The organism is Pseudarthrobacter xylosi (assembly GCF_055412765.1).
Map to the genome: position 1 here is coordinate 225,620 of NZ_JBVAYT010000005.1, position 15,384 is coordinate 241,003.

The 15,384-nt window shown below is 65.4% G+C and carries 13 protein-coding genes; 6 read left to right on the top strand and 7 right to left on the bottom strand.

All coding sequences use genetic code 11. From position 1 onward, the window contains the following. The first annotated feature begins 50 nt into the window (after positions 1-50). Entirely contained in the window at positions 51-3,224 is a 3,174-nt protein-coding gene (locus tag ACZY1F_RS13120; protein WP_463942263.1) for a S8 family peptidase, read from the top strand. 83 nt (positions 3,225-3,307) lie between these two features. On the opposite strand, the gene ACZY1F_RS13125 is transcribed toward ACZY1F_RS13120, so the two are convergent. The 4 genes from ACZY1F_RS13125 to ACZY1F_RS13140 are packed head-to-tail and all read right to left on the bottom strand — an operon-like array spanning position 3,308 to position 5,683. Further along, positions 3,308-3,661 (bottom strand): serine protease inhibitor, encoded by a 354-nt coding sequence (locus ACZY1F_RS13125; RefSeq protein ID WP_463942090.1) that lies wholly within the window; start codon positions 3,659-3,661, stop codon positions 3,308-3,310. After that, positions 3,658-4,584 (bottom strand): 3-methyladenine DNA glycosylase, encoded by a 927-nt coding sequence (locus ACZY1F_RS13130; protein WP_463942091.1) that lies wholly within the window; start codon positions 4,582-4,584, stop codon positions 3,658-3,660. Before ACZY1F_RS13130 ends, ACZY1F_RS13125 begins: the two co-directional genes overlap by 4 nt. Further along, complete coding sequence (locus ACZY1F_RS13135; protein WP_463942092.1) at positions 4,571-5,146, bottom strand: SSI family serine proteinase inhibitor; 576 nt, start codon at positions 5,144-5,146, stop codon at positions 4,571-4,573. Before ACZY1F_RS13135 ends, ACZY1F_RS13130 begins: the two co-directional genes overlap by 14 nt. A gap of 24 nt (positions 5,147-5,170) precedes the next feature. Then, positions 5,171-5,683, bottom strand: coding sequence for a MarR family winged helix-turn-helix transcriptional regulator (locus ACZY1F_RS13140; RefSeq protein WP_463942093.1), 513 nt, complete (start codon positions 5,681-5,683; stop codon positions 5,171-5,173). A gap of 80 nt (positions 5,684-5,763) precedes the next feature. On the opposite strand from ACZY1F_RS13140, the gene ACZY1F_RS13145 reads away from it, so the two are divergent. Both ACZY1F_RS13145 and ACZY1F_RS13150 read left to right on the top strand, forming a co-directional pair. Further along, on the top strand, positions 5,764-6,006 hold the full coding sequence (locus tag ACZY1F_RS13145) for a hypothetical protein (RefSeq protein ID WP_463942094.1): 243 nt from the start codon (positions 5,764-5,766) through the stop codon (positions 6,004-6,006). Positions 6,007-6,138: 132 nt separating this feature from the next. After that, on the top strand, positions 6,139-6,354 hold the full coding sequence (locus tag ACZY1F_RS13150; protein WP_463942095.1) for a hypothetical protein: 216 nt from the start codon (positions 6,139-6,141) through the stop codon (positions 6,352-6,354). A 92-nt stretch (positions 6,355-6,446) separates the two neighbouring features. On the opposite strand, the gene ACZY1F_RS13155 is transcribed toward ACZY1F_RS13150, so the two are convergent. Then, positions 6,447-7,805 carry an aspartate kinase gene (locus tag ACZY1F_RS13155; RefSeq protein WP_463942096.1) on the bottom strand — a complete coding sequence of 453 codons (1,359 nt, stop codon included), beginning with the start codon at positions 7,803-7,805 and terminating at the stop codon, positions 6,447-6,449. A gap of 215 nt (positions 7,806-8,020) precedes the next feature. On the opposite strand from ACZY1F_RS13155, the gene ACZY1F_RS13160 reads away from it, so the two are divergent. From ACZY1F_RS13160 to ACZY1F_RS13170, 3 genes are all read left to right on the top strand, one after another. Continuing rightward, on the top strand, positions 8,021-8,992 hold the full coding sequence (locus ACZY1F_RS13160; protein ID WP_463942097.1) for an ABC transporter ATP-binding protein: 972 nt from the start codon (positions 8,021-8,023) through the stop codon (positions 8,990-8,992). Beyond that, positions 8,989-10,140 carry an ABC transporter permease gene (locus ACZY1F_RS13165; RefSeq protein WP_463942098.1) on the top strand — a complete coding sequence of 384 codons (1,152 nt, stop codon included), beginning with the start codon at positions 8,989-8,991 and terminating at the stop codon, positions 10,138-10,140. Before ACZY1F_RS13160 ends, ACZY1F_RS13165 begins: the two co-directional genes overlap by 4 nt. Before the next feature lie 185 nt (positions 10,141-10,325). Next, complete coding sequence (locus ACZY1F_RS13170) at positions 10,326-11,411, top strand: hypothetical protein (RefSeq protein WP_463942099.1); 1,086 nt, start codon at positions 10,326-10,328, stop codon at positions 11,409-11,411. 34 nt (positions 11,412-11,445) lie between these two features. On the opposite strand, the gene recR is transcribed toward ACZY1F_RS13170, so the two are convergent. Both recR and ACZY1F_RS13180 read right to left on the bottom strand, forming a co-directional pair. Beyond that, positions 11,446-12,045, bottom strand: a complete 600-nt coding sequence (recR, locus tag ACZY1F_RS13175) for a recombination mediator RecR (RefSeq protein WP_056348564.1) — start codon at positions 12,043-12,045, stop codon at positions 11,446-11,448. A gap of 63 nt (positions 12,046-12,108) precedes the next feature. Then, positions 12,109-15,384: a DNA polymerase III subunit gamma and tau gene (locus ACZY1F_RS13180; RefSeq protein WP_463942265.1), complete on the bottom strand. Its 3,276-nt coding sequence runs from the start codon at positions 15,382-15,384 to the stop codon at positions 12,109-12,111.

The following is a 15,384-nucleotide window of genomic DNA, read 5'->3' on the forward strand; positions in this document are numbered from 1 at the left end:
GTTCCTCGTGAAAGGTGTAGTCGCTCGTGAAATCAACTGGAAAAAGCCCCATTAGGGGTAGAGGACTCCGGCAGGCGGCGGCATTGGCCGTGGGCTTGCCGCTGCTCCTTTCTTCGATGGCGATGAGCCCCGCTACCGCGGCGCCCGCTGAAGAAAACACGGCAGTTGCCTCAAAAAAGGTCAACCCCGGCGACTACCCCGCTGGCCGTTACATTGTGGTGCTGGCCGAGAAGCCGGCTGCCACCTACGACGGCGGGTCTCCCGGACTCGCAGCGACGAAACCCCAGAACGGCCGCAAGCTTGACGCCGACCGGCCCGAAGTCCAGCAGTACCAGGCGCACCTTGAGGGCAGGCAGAACGCTGTGGCCGGGTCCGAAAGCGTCCGGATCAAGCGCCAGTACACGGCTGCCATCAACGGGTTTTCGGCCGACTTGACCGCCGACCAGGCCGTTAAGCTCGCCAAGGACCCGTCCGTCCTGGTAGTGGCACCGGACACGGAGAACGCGCCGGATTACTCCACCACGGACTTCCTTGGGCTCAGTGGAGAAAACGGCCTCTGGAAGACTGCCTTCGGCGGGCAGGAAAATGCCGGCAAAGGCGTCGTAGTGGGCGTTATTGACTCCGGCTACACCCCCTCCAACCCGTTCTTCGCCGGGGAAGCCGTGCAACCCCTCGCCGGCCAGGCCCAGGTGGGTGCTCCGTACCGCACCGCGGACGGCCACATCGCCATGCTCAAATCCGACGGCGACACCTTCGTCGGTGAGTGCCAAAAGGGCCAGGGGACCGGGGCTGCTTTTGACGGCAGCGCCTGCAACTCCAAAGTCCTGAGTGCCCGCTACTTCGCTGACGACTACATGGCGTACGTGGCACCGGAGAACCGCGCGCCCGAAGAACTGATTTCGCCTGTGGATGTGGGAAGCCACGGGACGCACACTGCCAGCACCGCTGCGGGCAACGCGAACGTCCGGGCCAACCTTGGCGCAACTGATATGGGCATCACCAGCGGCGTGGCACCGGCGGCAAAGCTTTCCGTCTACAAGGTCTGTTGGGAGGATGACAACCCCGCAACCGGCGGCTGTTACAGCTCCGCCGCTGTGGCCGCGATCAATCAGGCCATCCTGGACGGCGTGGATGTGCTGAACTACTCCATCTCCGGCAGCACCTCAACCACTACAGACCCGGTTTCGCTGGCCTTCCTCTCCGCCGCCTCAGCCGGAATCTTTGTTGCCGCGTCAGCCGGAAACTCGGGGCCGACGGCAAGCACCGTGAACCATGGCGCGCCGTGGCTGACCACAGTTGCCGCGAGCTCCTTCTCCACGGAATTGCAGGGCACCGTCGAATTTGAGGACGGCAGCAAGTACCGCGGCGCCAGTCTTATGGCCGCTCCCGTTCCTGCCAGCAACGTGGTGCTGGCGGCAAGTGCTGCAGCCTCCGGCGCAGCAAACCCGGAACTGTGCGCACCCAATGCCTTGGATCCCGCCAAGGTAACAGGGAAGATTGTTGTCTGCGACCGCGGGGTGGTGGACCGCGTAGCCAAGAGCACCGAGGTGCTGCGTGCCGGCGGCATCGGCATGATCCTGGTCAACGTGACCACCTCCTCCGAGGACCTTGACCGCCACGCCGTCCCCACCGTGCACGTGAACCCGCCGGCCACACAGCAGATCAAGGACAAGATCATTGCCAACCCCGGGATCAAGGTGGCCCTGGTGAACACGGACACCACGGGGCTTCCGGCCGCGCCGCAGCCGCAGATCGCCGGCTTCTCTTCCCGGGGCCCGCTGCTTGCCACCGGCTCAGACCTGCTCAAGCCTGATGTGGCGGCGCCCGGTGTAGCGGTGCTGGCAGGCGTTTCGCCCATCGGTTCCGGCGGCGACCAGTTCGGCATGATGTCCGGCACGTCAATGGCGGCGCCGCATGTGGCCGGATTCGGCGCCTTGATTCTGGCAAAGAACCCCACGTGGTCTCCGGCCACCGTTAAGTCGGCCATGATGACCACGGCAGCTGATATCAAGAATGAAGATGGCAGCCGGAACGGCGACGTTTTCGCCACCGGCGCCGGCCAGGTGGACATTGCGCGGGTCCTTGATCCCGGCTTGGTCTACGACAATTCAGCGGACGACTACCTGAAGTTCATTCAGGGAACAGGCCTGGACCTGGGCATCCCGGATCTAGGATCAACCGCGCCGCGGGATATGAATGTTGCCTCGTTCGCACTGGGGGCACTCACCGGGACGACGGAGGTCACCCGGACTGTCACCGCGCTGACCCCCGGCGTCTACCGGGCCAAGGCCAGCGTTCCCGGGATCAAGGTGACTGTCACGCCGTCGATCCTTAGCTTCAATGCTGCCGGCGAGAAGCGCACCTTCAAGGTCAAGTTCGAGAATACAAGCGCTGCTTTGGGGCAGTTTGCCATGGGCAACCTCGTCTGGCAGGGTGCCGGCAAAAACGTGGCATCGCCGGTGGCTGTCCGTCCGCAGTCGGTGGTGGCGCCGGCGAACCTGGCCTTCGCCTCGGAAGGCGGCCAGGGGCAGGGCGACATTCCGGTGGTTTCCGGCACCAACGCGCCCGTGAAGATCACCTTGGACGGTCTGTCCAAGGCTGACTCCTCGGCCATCGAACTGGTCCCCGGACCGCTGGCCCTTGAAACGAATGCATCCAACTTCGCCAAGGAGGTCACGGTTCCGGAAGGATCGCCGTTGGCAAAGTTCTCCGTCTTTTCCTCGGACGAGGCCGCCGACTTCGACATGGTGGTCTTCAACCCGGCGGGACAGGCGCTGCTGGCCCAGACTGCCTCTGCCAGTGAATCGCTTTCGGTTCCGAACCCGGCGCCGGGCGTTTACACGGTTTTTGTGAACCTCTATGCAAGCCCCAATGGGCAGCCCACCAAGGCGTCCGTGGACGCAGCGGTGCTGGGAGCCAACGTGGGAAATGCAACGGTGACCCCCAACCCGCTGCGGCTCGGTAATGGCCAAACGGGAATTGTGAAGCTCCAGTGGAAGGATCTCGCGGAGGGTTCATACATCGGCCGGGTGACGTTCGCCGGTTCGAGCGTGCCCACCTTCGTCTCCGTGGTTGTCACACCAGGCAGTGCTGTGGTGGTCCCTGATGACGAAACGGCCGATAACCCTGCCACGGGCTCGAAAGACAAGAAGGACAAGGTCAAAAAGGAAAAGAAGAAGCAGGAGGTCCCGGAGTTCTCCGGAAACCGCAACATGGATCTCTGACTCTTCAGAAAGAGCGTTGAAACGCCGCCGGACCGCTTGGGTCCGGCGGCGTTTCCGTCGGTGCGGGAGCCTGTCCCCGAGGGTCAGGTTTCGCCGCGGGAACCCATTGTCCCGCCCAACAGGAGAGCCATGGCGCGCCACCGGGAGATTTCGCAACCATCAGTTTGCCGGAAAGTCACACTCACGGGACGGCCGTTGATGGAGCCGGTCACAACGGCCACCTGCGGCCCGCCGTATTGCTGCGTGCAGAGCTTCGGGGGGCCCGGTTTGGGAAAGAAGATGTCCTCGCCGAAGCGTTCCATGGCTGACAACGCTCCTGCGGGATCCGGCAACGTGCAAACTTCAGCGGGGCGGCCATCCTGGACTATCAGCCGGAATTCGTACTCGGGGGCGTCGGGGTCTTCCCTGACCCTGATGGTCAGCTCAACATCCTTCATACCGTCCTCCCCGCAGGCCGAAGCGGTGCCAAGGCCTGCGCCAGGCGCCCGCGGAGCGCGGCAGCCTCGGCCCCGAAGGCCCGCTGATGCTCAACGTAGGCCGCTTTGCCTTCAGCGGTTTCGATCCGGATGGGCGGGTAGCCCCACTCCGCGAGGTCATAGGGGGAAGCCTGCATGTCCATGGCCCGGATCCGCCAGGACAGTTCGAAGCAATCCATGACCAGTTCGCTGGGAAGTGCGGGCAGCAGTTTGTACGCCCACTTGTAGAGGTCCATGTTGGCGTGCAGGCAGCCGGGCTGTTCCATGTGCCGCTGGTTTTCGCGGCTGGGCGCCAGCTCGTTCAGGGCAATGGCGTCGGGTGTGTAGAAGCGGAAGGCATCAAAGTGTGAGCACCGGATCCGGTTGTCCTCCACCACTTTGTCCGTGCCGGCGGAACCCAGCCTCAGCTGCAGGTATTCATGGCGCAGGTCGAACTTGTCCTGCCGGTAGACCATGGCCCATTCGTGCAGCCCGAAGCAGCCGAACTGCGCGGGCCGGGCAGCGGTGCCGCGGAGAATGATGTCCGCGAAGGCCACGGCCTCGTGCCGGTCGGCCAAGAATTTGTCGCGATTAAAAGTCACGGCAGGGGTTCCTGGCGGCAGCCCCAGGGAGGCGAGTTCGCCGTCGTCGAGCGTCTTGTAGTGCTTCCAACCCATGCGGGCAGACGCCGCTTCACCGGCCAGTACGACGCCGGCTCCCGGGTGCCAGCGCAGCAGCTGGCCAGGCTTCTGGGTGTAGTAGGTGAAAAGAAAGTCCTCCACCGGGTGCTTCCGGCCTGCCGAGCGGCGGGCAAGGTAGGGATCGGAATAACGGCGGACGCGTTGGGCGTGCGCTGCTTCGCGGGCACGCCAGGCATCGGCCGCCAGTAGGCTAAGTTGCTCCACCGCTGGTACCCAGGACGGCCTGGGCTGCGGTCCAGGCACCGATTTCGCAGCCGTTGGTGCGCGCGAATACGGCGTTCACGGGAGTATCGTCCACAATCCCGGTGACTGTGGCGGTCTGCGGGCCGCCGTACTGTTCGGTGCAGGCCACGTCTTTGCTCCTGGGAGCCGGGCTGAGGAGCGCAGCGTTGTTCTTGAGGGCAGTGCACGCAGCCTCCGGAGTCGGGTGCTTGCTCTCGGCTGTGGGAAGGCCATCACGGCAGACCAGTGTGTAGTTTACCGCCGGCTCAGCTGGAGAGGGCTTGACCATGATGGCAAGCTCGGCGTTTCCGGCGCCGGGGCCTGCCGTCGGGGCCGGCGGTGCGGAAGGGGACGGTGCCGGGACGGTGGTCTCGGTGTCCGGAGCGGGGGCGGCCGAAGTGCCCTGGCTGGCGGAGGGGCTGGCAGTGGGACTGGCTGTCTGGGTGGCGGACGAAGTCCCGGTCCCATCGGGCGTGCCGGTACACGCTGCGAGCCCGGCAATGGCGAGGACCGCCAGCAGTGGCCGTAGTGTTCGCAAACGCATGGACCCTCCTAGGTTGCTGCCATTTTACGCCTTGCCTGGATACTCGACGACGGGTCTACTCCCGACGGGTTGCCCGTCGGTTGCGGTGGTGGCGGCGATGAGCCCCATCATGGATTTGTGCAGCTCGCCCACCTGCTCCCGGGTCAGTCCCAGGCGTTCCATCATGGTGCCCGGGACGGCAATGGCCTGCTGCCGCAGTGCGGCGCCGGAGGGGGTAAGGCCCACGGCAAGGCTGCGTTCATTTCCGTCCACCCGCTGGCGGGTTATAAAGCCTGCCTCCTCCAGCCGCCGAAGAAGCGGTGAGATGGTGGCCGGCGCCTGCGCCAGGGCTTCACTGATGCTGCGCAGGGTCCGGGGTGCTGATTCCCAGAGGCACAGCATCACGAGATATTGCGGGTGCGTGAGTCCGAGCTTTTCGAGGACGGGCTTGTAGGCGCCCACTACGCTTCTGGATGCCACGGTGAGGGCAAAACAGAGCTGTTGCTCCAAGAGGAGGTCATTGTCCTGCTGCCGCGCGGCGCCCGCCCGTACCGTCATCACATTCCTCCAATATTTAGTGCACTAATTATTAGCGTACACTGGAGCGAGTAGATGGTTCTATCGAAGGGGTCACTTTCATGGGCACAGGCAAGTCGGCGGACAAGGGCAACGCATCCCAGCGGTTCATGCGGGCAACCGGGAAGCTCCGGGCAATTTTCGGCCCGGCCAACCGCAGTTCCCTGGTGCATGACATGACCGAAGATAACCGGGCACTCCTTGCTCGGCGCGAGCAGGAAACCCAGCAGTGGGAAACGCTCACCCGGCCGGACGGCAGCACCTATGTTGTGCCCAGGAACCCGGACGACCAGTCCCTTCGCTGAGCCTCTCCCGGCCGTCCCATCAGGCCGGACCTCACTAGGCTCTTTTTGTGGCCGCGGGCGTAAAATAGGGGCACTGACTCCAACAGGAGGTAGCGGCTCTTTCACCCGCAACGCGGGAAGGGGGTGGAAACAATGGGACATGCGCTCACCGGTTTTATGCACGTGACTGACAGGCTCCGTTTTGTCTTCGGGCCGGCAACGCGTCTGGACGCGGATTCGCCCGTCGTCCACAAGCATGATGACTACGAGCAGGCCTCTGATGAGGACCTTTCCCACTTCGTAGTGGAAACCGATTCCGAAGGTCATCACTATGCAGTGCGCCGCGAAGAATTGGAAAAGCAGGGCTGAAACAAAAGCAACGCGGGGTCACGTTTGGCCCGATAAACGAAGGTTATCGGGCCAAAAGTGACCCCGCGTTGTCCTTGGAAGGAGCGTTCCGCCTAGCGCCCGGTGCCGCCGTAGACGGTTGCCTCGTCCTCGCTGTCCAGGTCGAAGGCCTTGTGGATGGCGCGGACGGCGTCATCGAGGAGATCGGCGTGTGTCACAACGGAGATCCGGATTTCCGAGGTGGAGATCATGTTGATGTTGATCCCGGCGTCGGACAGGGCCTTGAAGAACGTTGCGGAGACGCCCGGGTGTGACCGCATGCCGGCGCCGATCAGGGACAGTTTGCCGATCTGTTCGTTGTATTCGATGTTCTCGAAGCCGATATCCGGCTGTGCGGCCTTGAGCGCTGCCAGGGCCTCCGCACCTTCGACGATGGGGAGCGTGAAGGAAATGTCCGTCCGGCCCGTGCCGTGTGTGGAAACGTTCTGCACGATCATGTCGATGTTCGAGTGGGCGTCGGCAATGACCTGGAAGATCGCCGCGGCCTTGCCGGGGATGTCCGGTACACCCACCACGGTGACCTTGGCTTCTGAACGGTCGTGTGCAACGCCGGAGATGATTGGCTGCTCCAAGGCAACTCCCTCTTGAGTGGTGATCTTGTCTTCGGCGCTGGGGATGACCCAGGTGCCTTCGTTCTGGCTGAATGAGGACCGGACATGCAACGGCACGCCGAACCGGCGCGCGTATTCAACGCAGCGCAGGTGCAGGATCTTTGCACCGGACGCCGCGAGTTCCAGCATTTCCTCGCTGGAGATGGTGTCGATTTTCTGGGCGGACGGCACCACGCGGGGGTCTGCGGTGTAGATGCCGTCAACGTCCGTGTAGATCTCGCAGACATCGGCGTCGAGCGCGGCAGCCAGGGCGACGGCGGTGGTGTCCGAGCCGCCGCGGCCCAGGGTGGTGATCTCGTTGGTGCTGCGGCTCATGCCCTGGAAACCGGCCACGATCGCGATGTGCCCCTTGTCCAGGGCCGTCCGGATGCGATGCGGATCGACGTCGATGATTCGAGCCTTGCCGTGGATGCCGTCGGTGATCATGCCGGCCTGGGAGCCGGTGAAGGACTGCGCCGAGGCGCCGAACTTGTTGATGGCCATGGCCAGCAGGGCCATGGAGATGCGCTCACCGGCGGAGAGAAGCATGTCCATCTCGCGGGCAGGGGCGGAATCGGTCACCTGCGCGGCGAGGTCCAGGAGTTCGTCGGTAGTGTCGCCCATGGCCGAAACGACCACCACCACTTCGTTGCCGGCGCGATGTGCGTCGACCACGCGCTTTGCGACGCGCTTGACGCCCTCAGCATCCGACACCGAGGAGCCGCCGAACTTCTGCACGATCAGCTGTTTGGTCACGGCAGTGCCTTCGGGCAGCTCCTGTGGCTGCGTTGCTGCGTGCACTTCGGAAGTGGGCGTACTCATGCGCGTACCTTCACTGGATCAATCGGAGTTCTGGAGGTCAGGCACGGCCTTGCGGCTGGACGGCGTGACGTGTCAGCCCAGTTTATCGCCGCCTATGGCCGGACGCGGAATTGTGTCCAAATCTCAGCCTCCCGGCGGATACTGCGCCCGGCGGCCCAGGCGTAGGCTCAAATAGTCAGTATGCATGAACGGCTTGGGGGACAGGTGCTCGGAAAATGACAGAAAATTGGGAGAGAATAGGCATTCCGGCTCAGCCGGAAAGCCCTCGCCAGGACGGCATCAGCGCCACCGCGGTGAGCCGCAGCTTTGGCCAGGTGCACGCCGTCGAGCACATGGATTTCCATGCTCCGGCGGGTAAAGTCACTGCCCTGATCGGCCCTAACGGGGCCGGCAAGACCACCCTGTTGCTGATGCTGGCTTCGCTGTTGGCGCCGGATTCCGGGACTATCACCGTGGATGGGCTGGACCCGCAGCACCACCGCGCGGAAGTGCGGAAAAGGATCGGCTGGATGCCGGACACCCTGGGCGTGTGGGAGTCCCTGACCGCCCGTGAAATTCTTACGCAGATTGCCCGTTTCTACCAGCTGCCCAAGGCCGGCATCGCGCAGCGTGTCGCCGCGATGCTGGACCGGGTCCGCCTGAGCGACCTTGCGGACCAGCCGGCCCGCGTCCTGTCCAGAGGGCAGCAGCAGCGACTCAGCCTGGCCCGGGCCCTGATCCACGATCCGTCCGTGCTGCTGCTCGATGAGCCGGCGTCCGGCCTGGACCCGGGATCGCGGGTGGAGCTGCGCGTGATGCTGCGGCAGCTCGCGTCGGAGGGCAAATCCATAGTGGTCTCCTCCCACGTACTCAGCGAGCTGGACGAGATTGCCGACGCCGCGGTGTTCGTCAACCAGGGGAAGACCGTCCGGCACCAGACCACGGATGAGGCCTCCGCCGCGGGCAGGCGCTACGCCATCTCGGCAACCGACGGAGCCGCGCTCGCCGCCAAACTCACGGAACTGGGCCTGGCATTCCGGGTTGAGGACGGCCGCCGGCCGGCCGTCAGCCTGGTGTTGCTGAACGACGACGACGCCACCCGCCTCCTGCGCGACCTGGTCCTGGCCGGCGTCGGGGTCAGTTCCTTTGCCCCAGCCTCTGGTGCCCTGGAAGAGACTTACATGAACCTTGAGGGGGAGCGGCGATGAGCCAGCTGATAGATACAACTCAGCGCCCGCCGGCGTCCGGCTTTGGTGCCGGCTACCTTGCCGGTATCCGTGATGTGGTGGTCCTGGAACTTAAGCAGCGGCTCCGGTCCCGCGGCTGGTACATCATGCTGGCGATCTGGTTCATCCTGACGGGCCTGGTGACCTGGCTGACGTGGGCCAGCTGGAATGCCCAGCGCGAAGCCCAGCGCGCCTACTCCAACTACCTGCCGCCCGACACCGGGCCGGGGTCCATGATCTTCGAAGTGGTCTTGGCCTTTGTCCTCCTTTTCGCGTTGCTGGTGGCGCCCGCGCTTTCCGCCAATGCCGTCAACGGCGACCGCTCCGGCGGCACCCTGGCCATCCTTCAGGTGACCCTGCTGCGGCCGGGCCAGATCCTGTGGGGCAAGTTCGTCGCTGCGTGGGCCGCCGCCCTGGCATTCCTGGTGGCCAGCACGCCGTTCCTGATCATTGGAGTCGCCCTCGGCGGCATGACGCCCGGCCATGTCCTCGTGGCCCTGCTCATGCTGGCTGTCGAAGTAGGCGTGGTGTGTGCCATCGGCGTCGGAATCTCCGCGTTGGCAGGGCGCCCGCTGTTCTCGATTGTGGTCACGTACCTTGCAGTGGCCGGGCTGGTTTTCGGTTCCCTGATTGCCTTTGGCCTGGGCACCGGGCTTTCGCAGGGAACCATCATGGCCAACCAGGCGCAGTACCGCAACTACGAACAGTTGCGGCCGGTGCCCGACGACACGGTGGCGGAGGAACCGGCGTACACCTGCTCCGGACCGCTGCGCGCCCAGCCGGCCGTGCGCACCGAAAGGGTGGCGTGGATGCTTGCCATGAACCCCTACGTGGTGGTGGCCGACGCCATCCCCTACACGGTCCGCGTTAACAGTGGCGTCGGCATGTCGTCACCGGTGGGGGCCATCGAATCCATCAGCCAGGGTGCACGCTACGCCATGGCCGGTCCGGAGGGCACATACCCCTGCGCCAACGGCGAGGCCAAGCCGCAGTACCTGGCGCAGTCCACTCCCTTATGGCCGCTGGGGCTTGGCCTGCAGCTGCTGCTTGCCGGGCTGCTGATGTGGCTGGGTTGGCGCTCGCTGCGCACCCCGGCGCACAGGCTGGCGCGCGGAACCCGCATCGCCTAAAGCCGGCGTGCCCCTGCCGTGACAGTCCCTACCTTGACGGCAGGGTCACTGGACCGCAGGGGTACTGGACAGGCCTGCTTCAGCGGATCACGATTGGGTTAGCTGGCCGAAGCGCGCAGCTGACTGTCGGGGCTGGGCCTGTCCATAGGGATGGAGGCGGCACGTGGCTGCTAGGAAAGTGGCGGATGAGGTCCGTGGCTGACGGGAAGGATTCGGCCGACGACGAACCTCTGTACGAACCCATTGGCGCCGGAAAAAACCAGTACGACGACGAAGACGACGCCGGGGACACCTCGTCCCCGGGGGGCGCCCAGTATCGGCTGCTCGTTGCCAGTGCGTTGGCCACGGCGCTGCTGACTGTCCGCTCTGGCCGCTTCTGGTGGGGGAGCACCGCCATTCTCGGTCTCTGCTGGGGAGCCGGCACGTTGCTGGTGATCGCCCTGGTAACCGGTGGTGACCTGCCGCCGGAGTCGCATACCTGGGTGTACATGCTCACCGCCGCAATGCTGGTGCTGGCGAGTTGTGTACTCGCTGTCCGGTGGGGGAACGTGCGGCGCGGCGCTGGGCAGGATCCCGTCGAGGGTGCGGTGGACGGCCCTTTGCTGGATTGGGCGTGCTGCAGTGCCAAAGGATTGGTGTTCGCCAGCGTGTCTTTCGTTTTCCTGCTACTGCTCGCGTTCTGGTCTGAGTCCTCGCCCGCAGTTGCCGGGGTGACCTATGTCCTGATGATGCTTGAAGCCTTGGTTTTCGCCGGCATTGCCGCGGGCGGTGCGCTGTGGTTTGAAGGTCAGTGGGGAAGGGGTCTGGCGTGGGGAGTCGCAGCATTGCTTCTGATTGGAAATGTCGTAGCGGTGATCGCGCTGCTGCCCAGCGTGAGGGCGTACGAGCCGGTCCTGGTGGCCATCAACATTCAACGGGACGAGTTCGGCACGGTTGTCTCCTATAGGTGTTCGCCGGAGGTCCGTGGCATCGTCGAGGTCTACCACACCGAGCGGATCTTCTGGATGGCAACGAGCAACCCGATGGTGGTCCTGGCGCTGATTGCCGGTGAAGCCGAGTCTAAGGAGAACGCCTTTGATTGGCTCCCCGGGGAGCTGCAGAACGCGGCGGAAGGCACCCAGGTGCCTTGTGTGGAGGGCCAGGACCAGGAGAAGACAGGCGCTGAAATGCCGCTGGCTCTGATCGGCCTTGGCACGCAGTCCGGGGCTGCCGGCATTCTGTTGGCAGGCGGCCACCGGGCTGCCCGACGACGGCTCAACCCTGCCGCCTGAACCCGTCCTGCAGATCAGGCCAGGCCAGGCCAGGTCAGGTCAGGGCGTTGCGGCGGCCTTCGAAGGCGCGGCCCAGCGTGACCTCGTCGGCGTACTCAAGATCGCCACCCACGGGCAGGCCGGATGCCAGCCTGGTTACCACGATGCCGATGGTCTTCAGCATCCGGGCCAAGTACGTGGCCGTTGCTTCGCCTTCGAGGTTGGGGTCGGTGGCGATAATGACTTCCTGGATGGCGCCGTCGTTGAGCCGGGTCAGGAGTTCCCGGATCCGCAGTTGCTCGGGCCCTACGCCGGCAATGGGGTTGATGGCCCCGCCCAGCACGTGGTAGCGGCCACGGAAGGATCGGGTGCGCTCCACGGCGAGGACGTCCTTGGACTCCTCCACCACACAAATGACTGACGGGTCCCGCCGGGGATCGCGGCAGATGTTGCACAATTCCTGCTCGGTGACGTTGCCGCATACCGTGCAGAACTTCACGCGTTCCTTCACCATGGTGATGGCTTCCACGAGTCGCTTCATGTCCTGGGGGTCCGCTTCGAGGATGTGGAAGGCAAGCCGCTGGGCGGACTTGGGACCGACACCGGGAAGCCGTCCGAGCTCGTCAATCAGCTCCTGGACTGCACCTTCGTACACATTTTCCTCTTTTGGTTTGGCTTGGATGGTGATGGGAGTTGCGGGAGCACGTGCTGCAGGTGCCTAGAACCTCGAAACGATGGGGCTTCCGTCCGGGGATCGCTCCTCGATCAGCTTGCCGCCCAGAATACGCTCGACGGCGGCGCGTCCGAAGACGCCGGATTCCTCGATGGTTTCATCGTCCGCGCTCGGAATGTCCTGGACGTAGGTGGCGGCGGCAGCCCTTGCCGGAGCCTTGGCGCGCCCGGCTTCGGCCTCGGGGCTGTTGGATAGGCGCTGGTAAAGACTCTGCCGGGCGGCTGCGGCGGACTCGGAGGTTGCCGGTGCCGGCTGCAGCGGCGCGGCTGCCGGAGCCGTCGATGCCATGGCGTACTCACGGACCTCGGCCGGTTCGGGAACCACCGCTTCCTCCGCGTGGACTGCCCGAGCTGCCGGGACTTGGCCGGCTGGCGCCGTACTACGGGGCGCCGCGGTTTCTGGTGCGGGTCGGGGTGGTGCGGCGTCTTCTTGTGGTGTGGCTGGTTGCTGCGCAGCAACGCCGGACGTTGCGGCACTAGCCACGGGCGGCAAGCCCCAACTGGCGTCGGCCTCGGACTGGCTAACGACAGGTGACTTCTGAGGGATCTGGGCGGTGGCCGGCTCGTAGCTGGGGGCGGGAGCGTCGCTAGCGGCCTCTTCAGGGACGGGCGTGTTCAGGCTTTTGCCAACATTGGGTTCGGTACCAACAACCCATACGCCCGGAGCCTGCTCGACGGCCCGGCCCCACGGATCCAGTGCCGCATCAGGCTGTGACGGAGCAGCGGCAGATGGAGCCGGTGAGGTCCTGGCTGGGGACGTCTTTGCTGCTGCAGCCTTTGAGGTACCTCGAGCAGGCCGCTTGGCGGGTGCGGCCGCCGAAGGCCCAGGCTGTGATGGTGACAGCCGTGGCGCAATAGGAGCCGACGGATCCCAGTCCATGGGGGGTTCTTCGTCCAGCGGCGGAGCATCTTCGTCGCGCGGCGGGCCCCAGTCGTCATCGGAGTAGGCGTACGAGCCGGCAGTGGAATCAGGCTCAGCTGGCTCGTACTGACCCTCGGCGGCTGGAACCTGGGCGGACTCGGTGGCCGCCGGTGCGCTGACGGCGCCGGTGTACTGGACAGGATCCGCTGGGACTGTGGAAGGCGACGCAGCGGCAGGGGGCGCAGCAGCGGAAGTGGTCCCAAACGGTACAGCAGTGGCAGGAAGCACAGCCGGTTCAGGAGCACGCGTCGCGGGGGAGGGGGCAGAGGAAGGTGCGGGCGCGGTGGCATGGGCGACAGGAGGGGAAACGGCGATGGCAGGGGCCAGGCCCCACGCGACATCGGCTGAACTGGCCGGAGCTTCCGGGCTAGCGGGTGCTTTTGGGTTTGGCTCAGCGCTCGCTGCACTGTTGGCGGCGCCACCGGCGACTGCCGTGATCTGGCAGTCAATGCCTACCGTCTTGTGGATCGCCTGCCGTAGGTTCTCAGCGTGGTCAGCCCGGCCAAAGGCGCCGGCCAACCCGGTGGTGCTGAATGAAAGCGTCAGGACCTGGCCGTCGAAGGCACCTACCTGGGAGTTCGGCTCAACCAGGGCCCATGTGCTGCGTTTGATCTTGGCGAGCGTCTGCAGAACTTCAGGCCAGGCACGGCGCAGGACTTCGACATCCCCGGTGCCTGCCGCACCTGTGCTTGCTACGGCAGACGCAGCGGCGGCAGGAGCCGTGACAGCGTCCGTGCTTGCCGGCGGGGTGGCCGGAGGAACGTCGCGTGTGGCGTCTGGCCCGGCCTCCCGGGTGGGCTGACCGGTTGCCTGCGGCGCGGAAACGGGCCGCCGGCCTGTGGACTCGTCAACGGGCCAGTCGTTGGTGCTGACCCTGGGGGGCGTCAGCGACGGCCTTGCCTCTTCCGCTCCGACAGCCTGTGGCCGGGCAGACCCGGGACCGGCAGCGGCCGGCACTGAAGGCTGCGCAGAAACCGGCGCCGCCGCACCTTGCGGTGCCGCGGCCGGAACCGAACCAACCGGAAGCGTCACAGTTGGCGCCACGGAAGCGGGTGGGGCAGAAACGGGTGGCGCTGACGCTGGTGGTGCTGTAACTGGTGCGGCGGCCACTGGTGCCGCTGCCGGCGCAGCAGCAACATGTGCTGCCGCTGCTGGCACTGGAGCAACCGCAGTGGGTGCAGCCGAAACTGCAGCGCCTGCCGGAGCGGGAGCACCGACGTCGTTCCCTGCGTAATTCAGGCGCCGCTCCACACGGTCGATCCGGGCAGCGATGCCGCGTTCGGTCTGTTCCGAACTGGGGAGCAGGATGCGGGCGCAGAGCAGCTCGAGGTGCAGCCGGGGGGACGTGGCACCGGTCATCTCGGTCAGCGCCGTATTGGTGACATCAGCGGCGCGCGAGAGCTCGGAGGCCCCGAGGTTGTGCGCCTGGTTCTGGAGCCGGGCGATCTGATCCGCAGGCATGCCGCGGAGGATGACCTGTGCGCTTTCGGGCATCGCCTGAACGATGATGAGGTCGCGGAAGCGTTCCAACAGGTCCTCGACGAAGCGGCGGGGATCGTGGCCGGTCTGCACCACACGGTCCACAGCCCGGAAAACGGTGGCGGCATCTGAGGCAGCCACAGCTTCCACCACGTCATCCAGCAGCGATGCGTGCGTATAGCCGAGGAGGGCAACGGCCAGCTCGTAATCGAGCCCGGTGGGTCCGGCGCCGGCCATCAGCTGGTCCAGCACAGACAGGGAATCGCGGACCGAGCCGCCACCGGCCCGGACCACCAGGGACAGAACACCCGGTGCCACGGGAACGTTTTCCTGGTTGCAGAGCAGCTCCAGGTACGCCATCAGGGGCTCCGGCGGGACAAGCCGGAAAGGGTAGTGGTGCGTGCGGGAGCGGATGGTGCCGATGACCTTGTCCGGCTCCGTGGTGGCGAAGATGAACTTGATGTGCTCCGGCGGCTCTTCAACGATTTTCAGCAGGGCGTTAAACCCGGCCGAGGTGACCATGTGGGCCTCGTCGATGATGAAAATCTTGTAGCGGTCACGGACCGGAGCGTACGTTGCGCGTTCGCGGAGGTCGCGGGCGTCGTCCACGCCACCATGGCTGGCGGCGTCAATCTCGATGACGTCCAGGGAGCCTGAGCCGCCGCGGGCCAGTTCGATGCAGCTGGGGCACAGACCGCAGGGCGTATCCGTGGGGCCTTGGGCGCAGTTGAGGCAGCGGGCCAGGATGCGGGCGGAGGTGGTCTTTCCGCAACCGCGGGGGCCGGAGAAGAGGTAGGCGTGATTGACGCGGTTTTTCCGCAGCGCCGTCATCAGCGGCTCCGTGACGTGTTCCTGCCCGAT

Excerpts from the sequence above, each read along its gene's own strand:
- ACZY1F_RS13140 (WP_463942093.1), bottom strand. The coding sequence starts at position 5,683 with ATGACGGTACGGGCGGGCGCCGCGCGGCAGCAGGACAATGACCTCCTC.
- ACZY1F_RS13125 (WP_463942090.1), bottom strand. The coding sequence starts at position 3,661 with ATGAAGGATGTTGAGCTGACCATCAGGGTCAGGGAAGACCCCGACGCC.
- ACZY1F_RS13170 (WP_463942099.1), top strand. The coding sequence starts at position 10,326 with ATGAGGTCCGTGGCTGACGGGAAGGATTCGGCCGACGACGAACCTCTG.
- ACZY1F_RS13155 (WP_463942096.1), bottom strand. The coding sequence starts at position 7,805 with ATGAGTACGCCCACTTCCGAAGTGCACGCAGCAACGCAGCCACAGGAG.
- ACZY1F_RS13145 (WP_463942094.1), top strand. The coding sequence starts at position 5,764 with ATGGGCACAGGCAAGTCGGCGGACAAGGGCAACGCATCCCAGCGGTTC.
- ACZY1F_RS13135 (WP_463942092.1), bottom strand. The coding sequence starts at position 5,146 with ATGCGTTTGCGAACACTACGGCCACTGCTGGCGGTCCTCGCCATTGCC.
- ACZY1F_RS13165 (WP_463942098.1), top strand. The coding sequence starts at position 8,989 with ATGAGCCAGCTGATAGATACAACTCAGCGCCCGCCGGCGTCCGGCTTT.
- ACZY1F_RS13150 (WP_463942095.1), top strand. The coding sequence starts at position 6,139 with ATGGGACATGCGCTCACCGGTTTTATGCACGTGACTGACAGGCTCCGT.
- ACZY1F_RS13160 (WP_463942097.1), top strand. The coding sequence starts at position 8,021 with ATGACAGAAAATTGGGAGAGAATAGGCATTCCGGCTCAGCCGGAAAGC.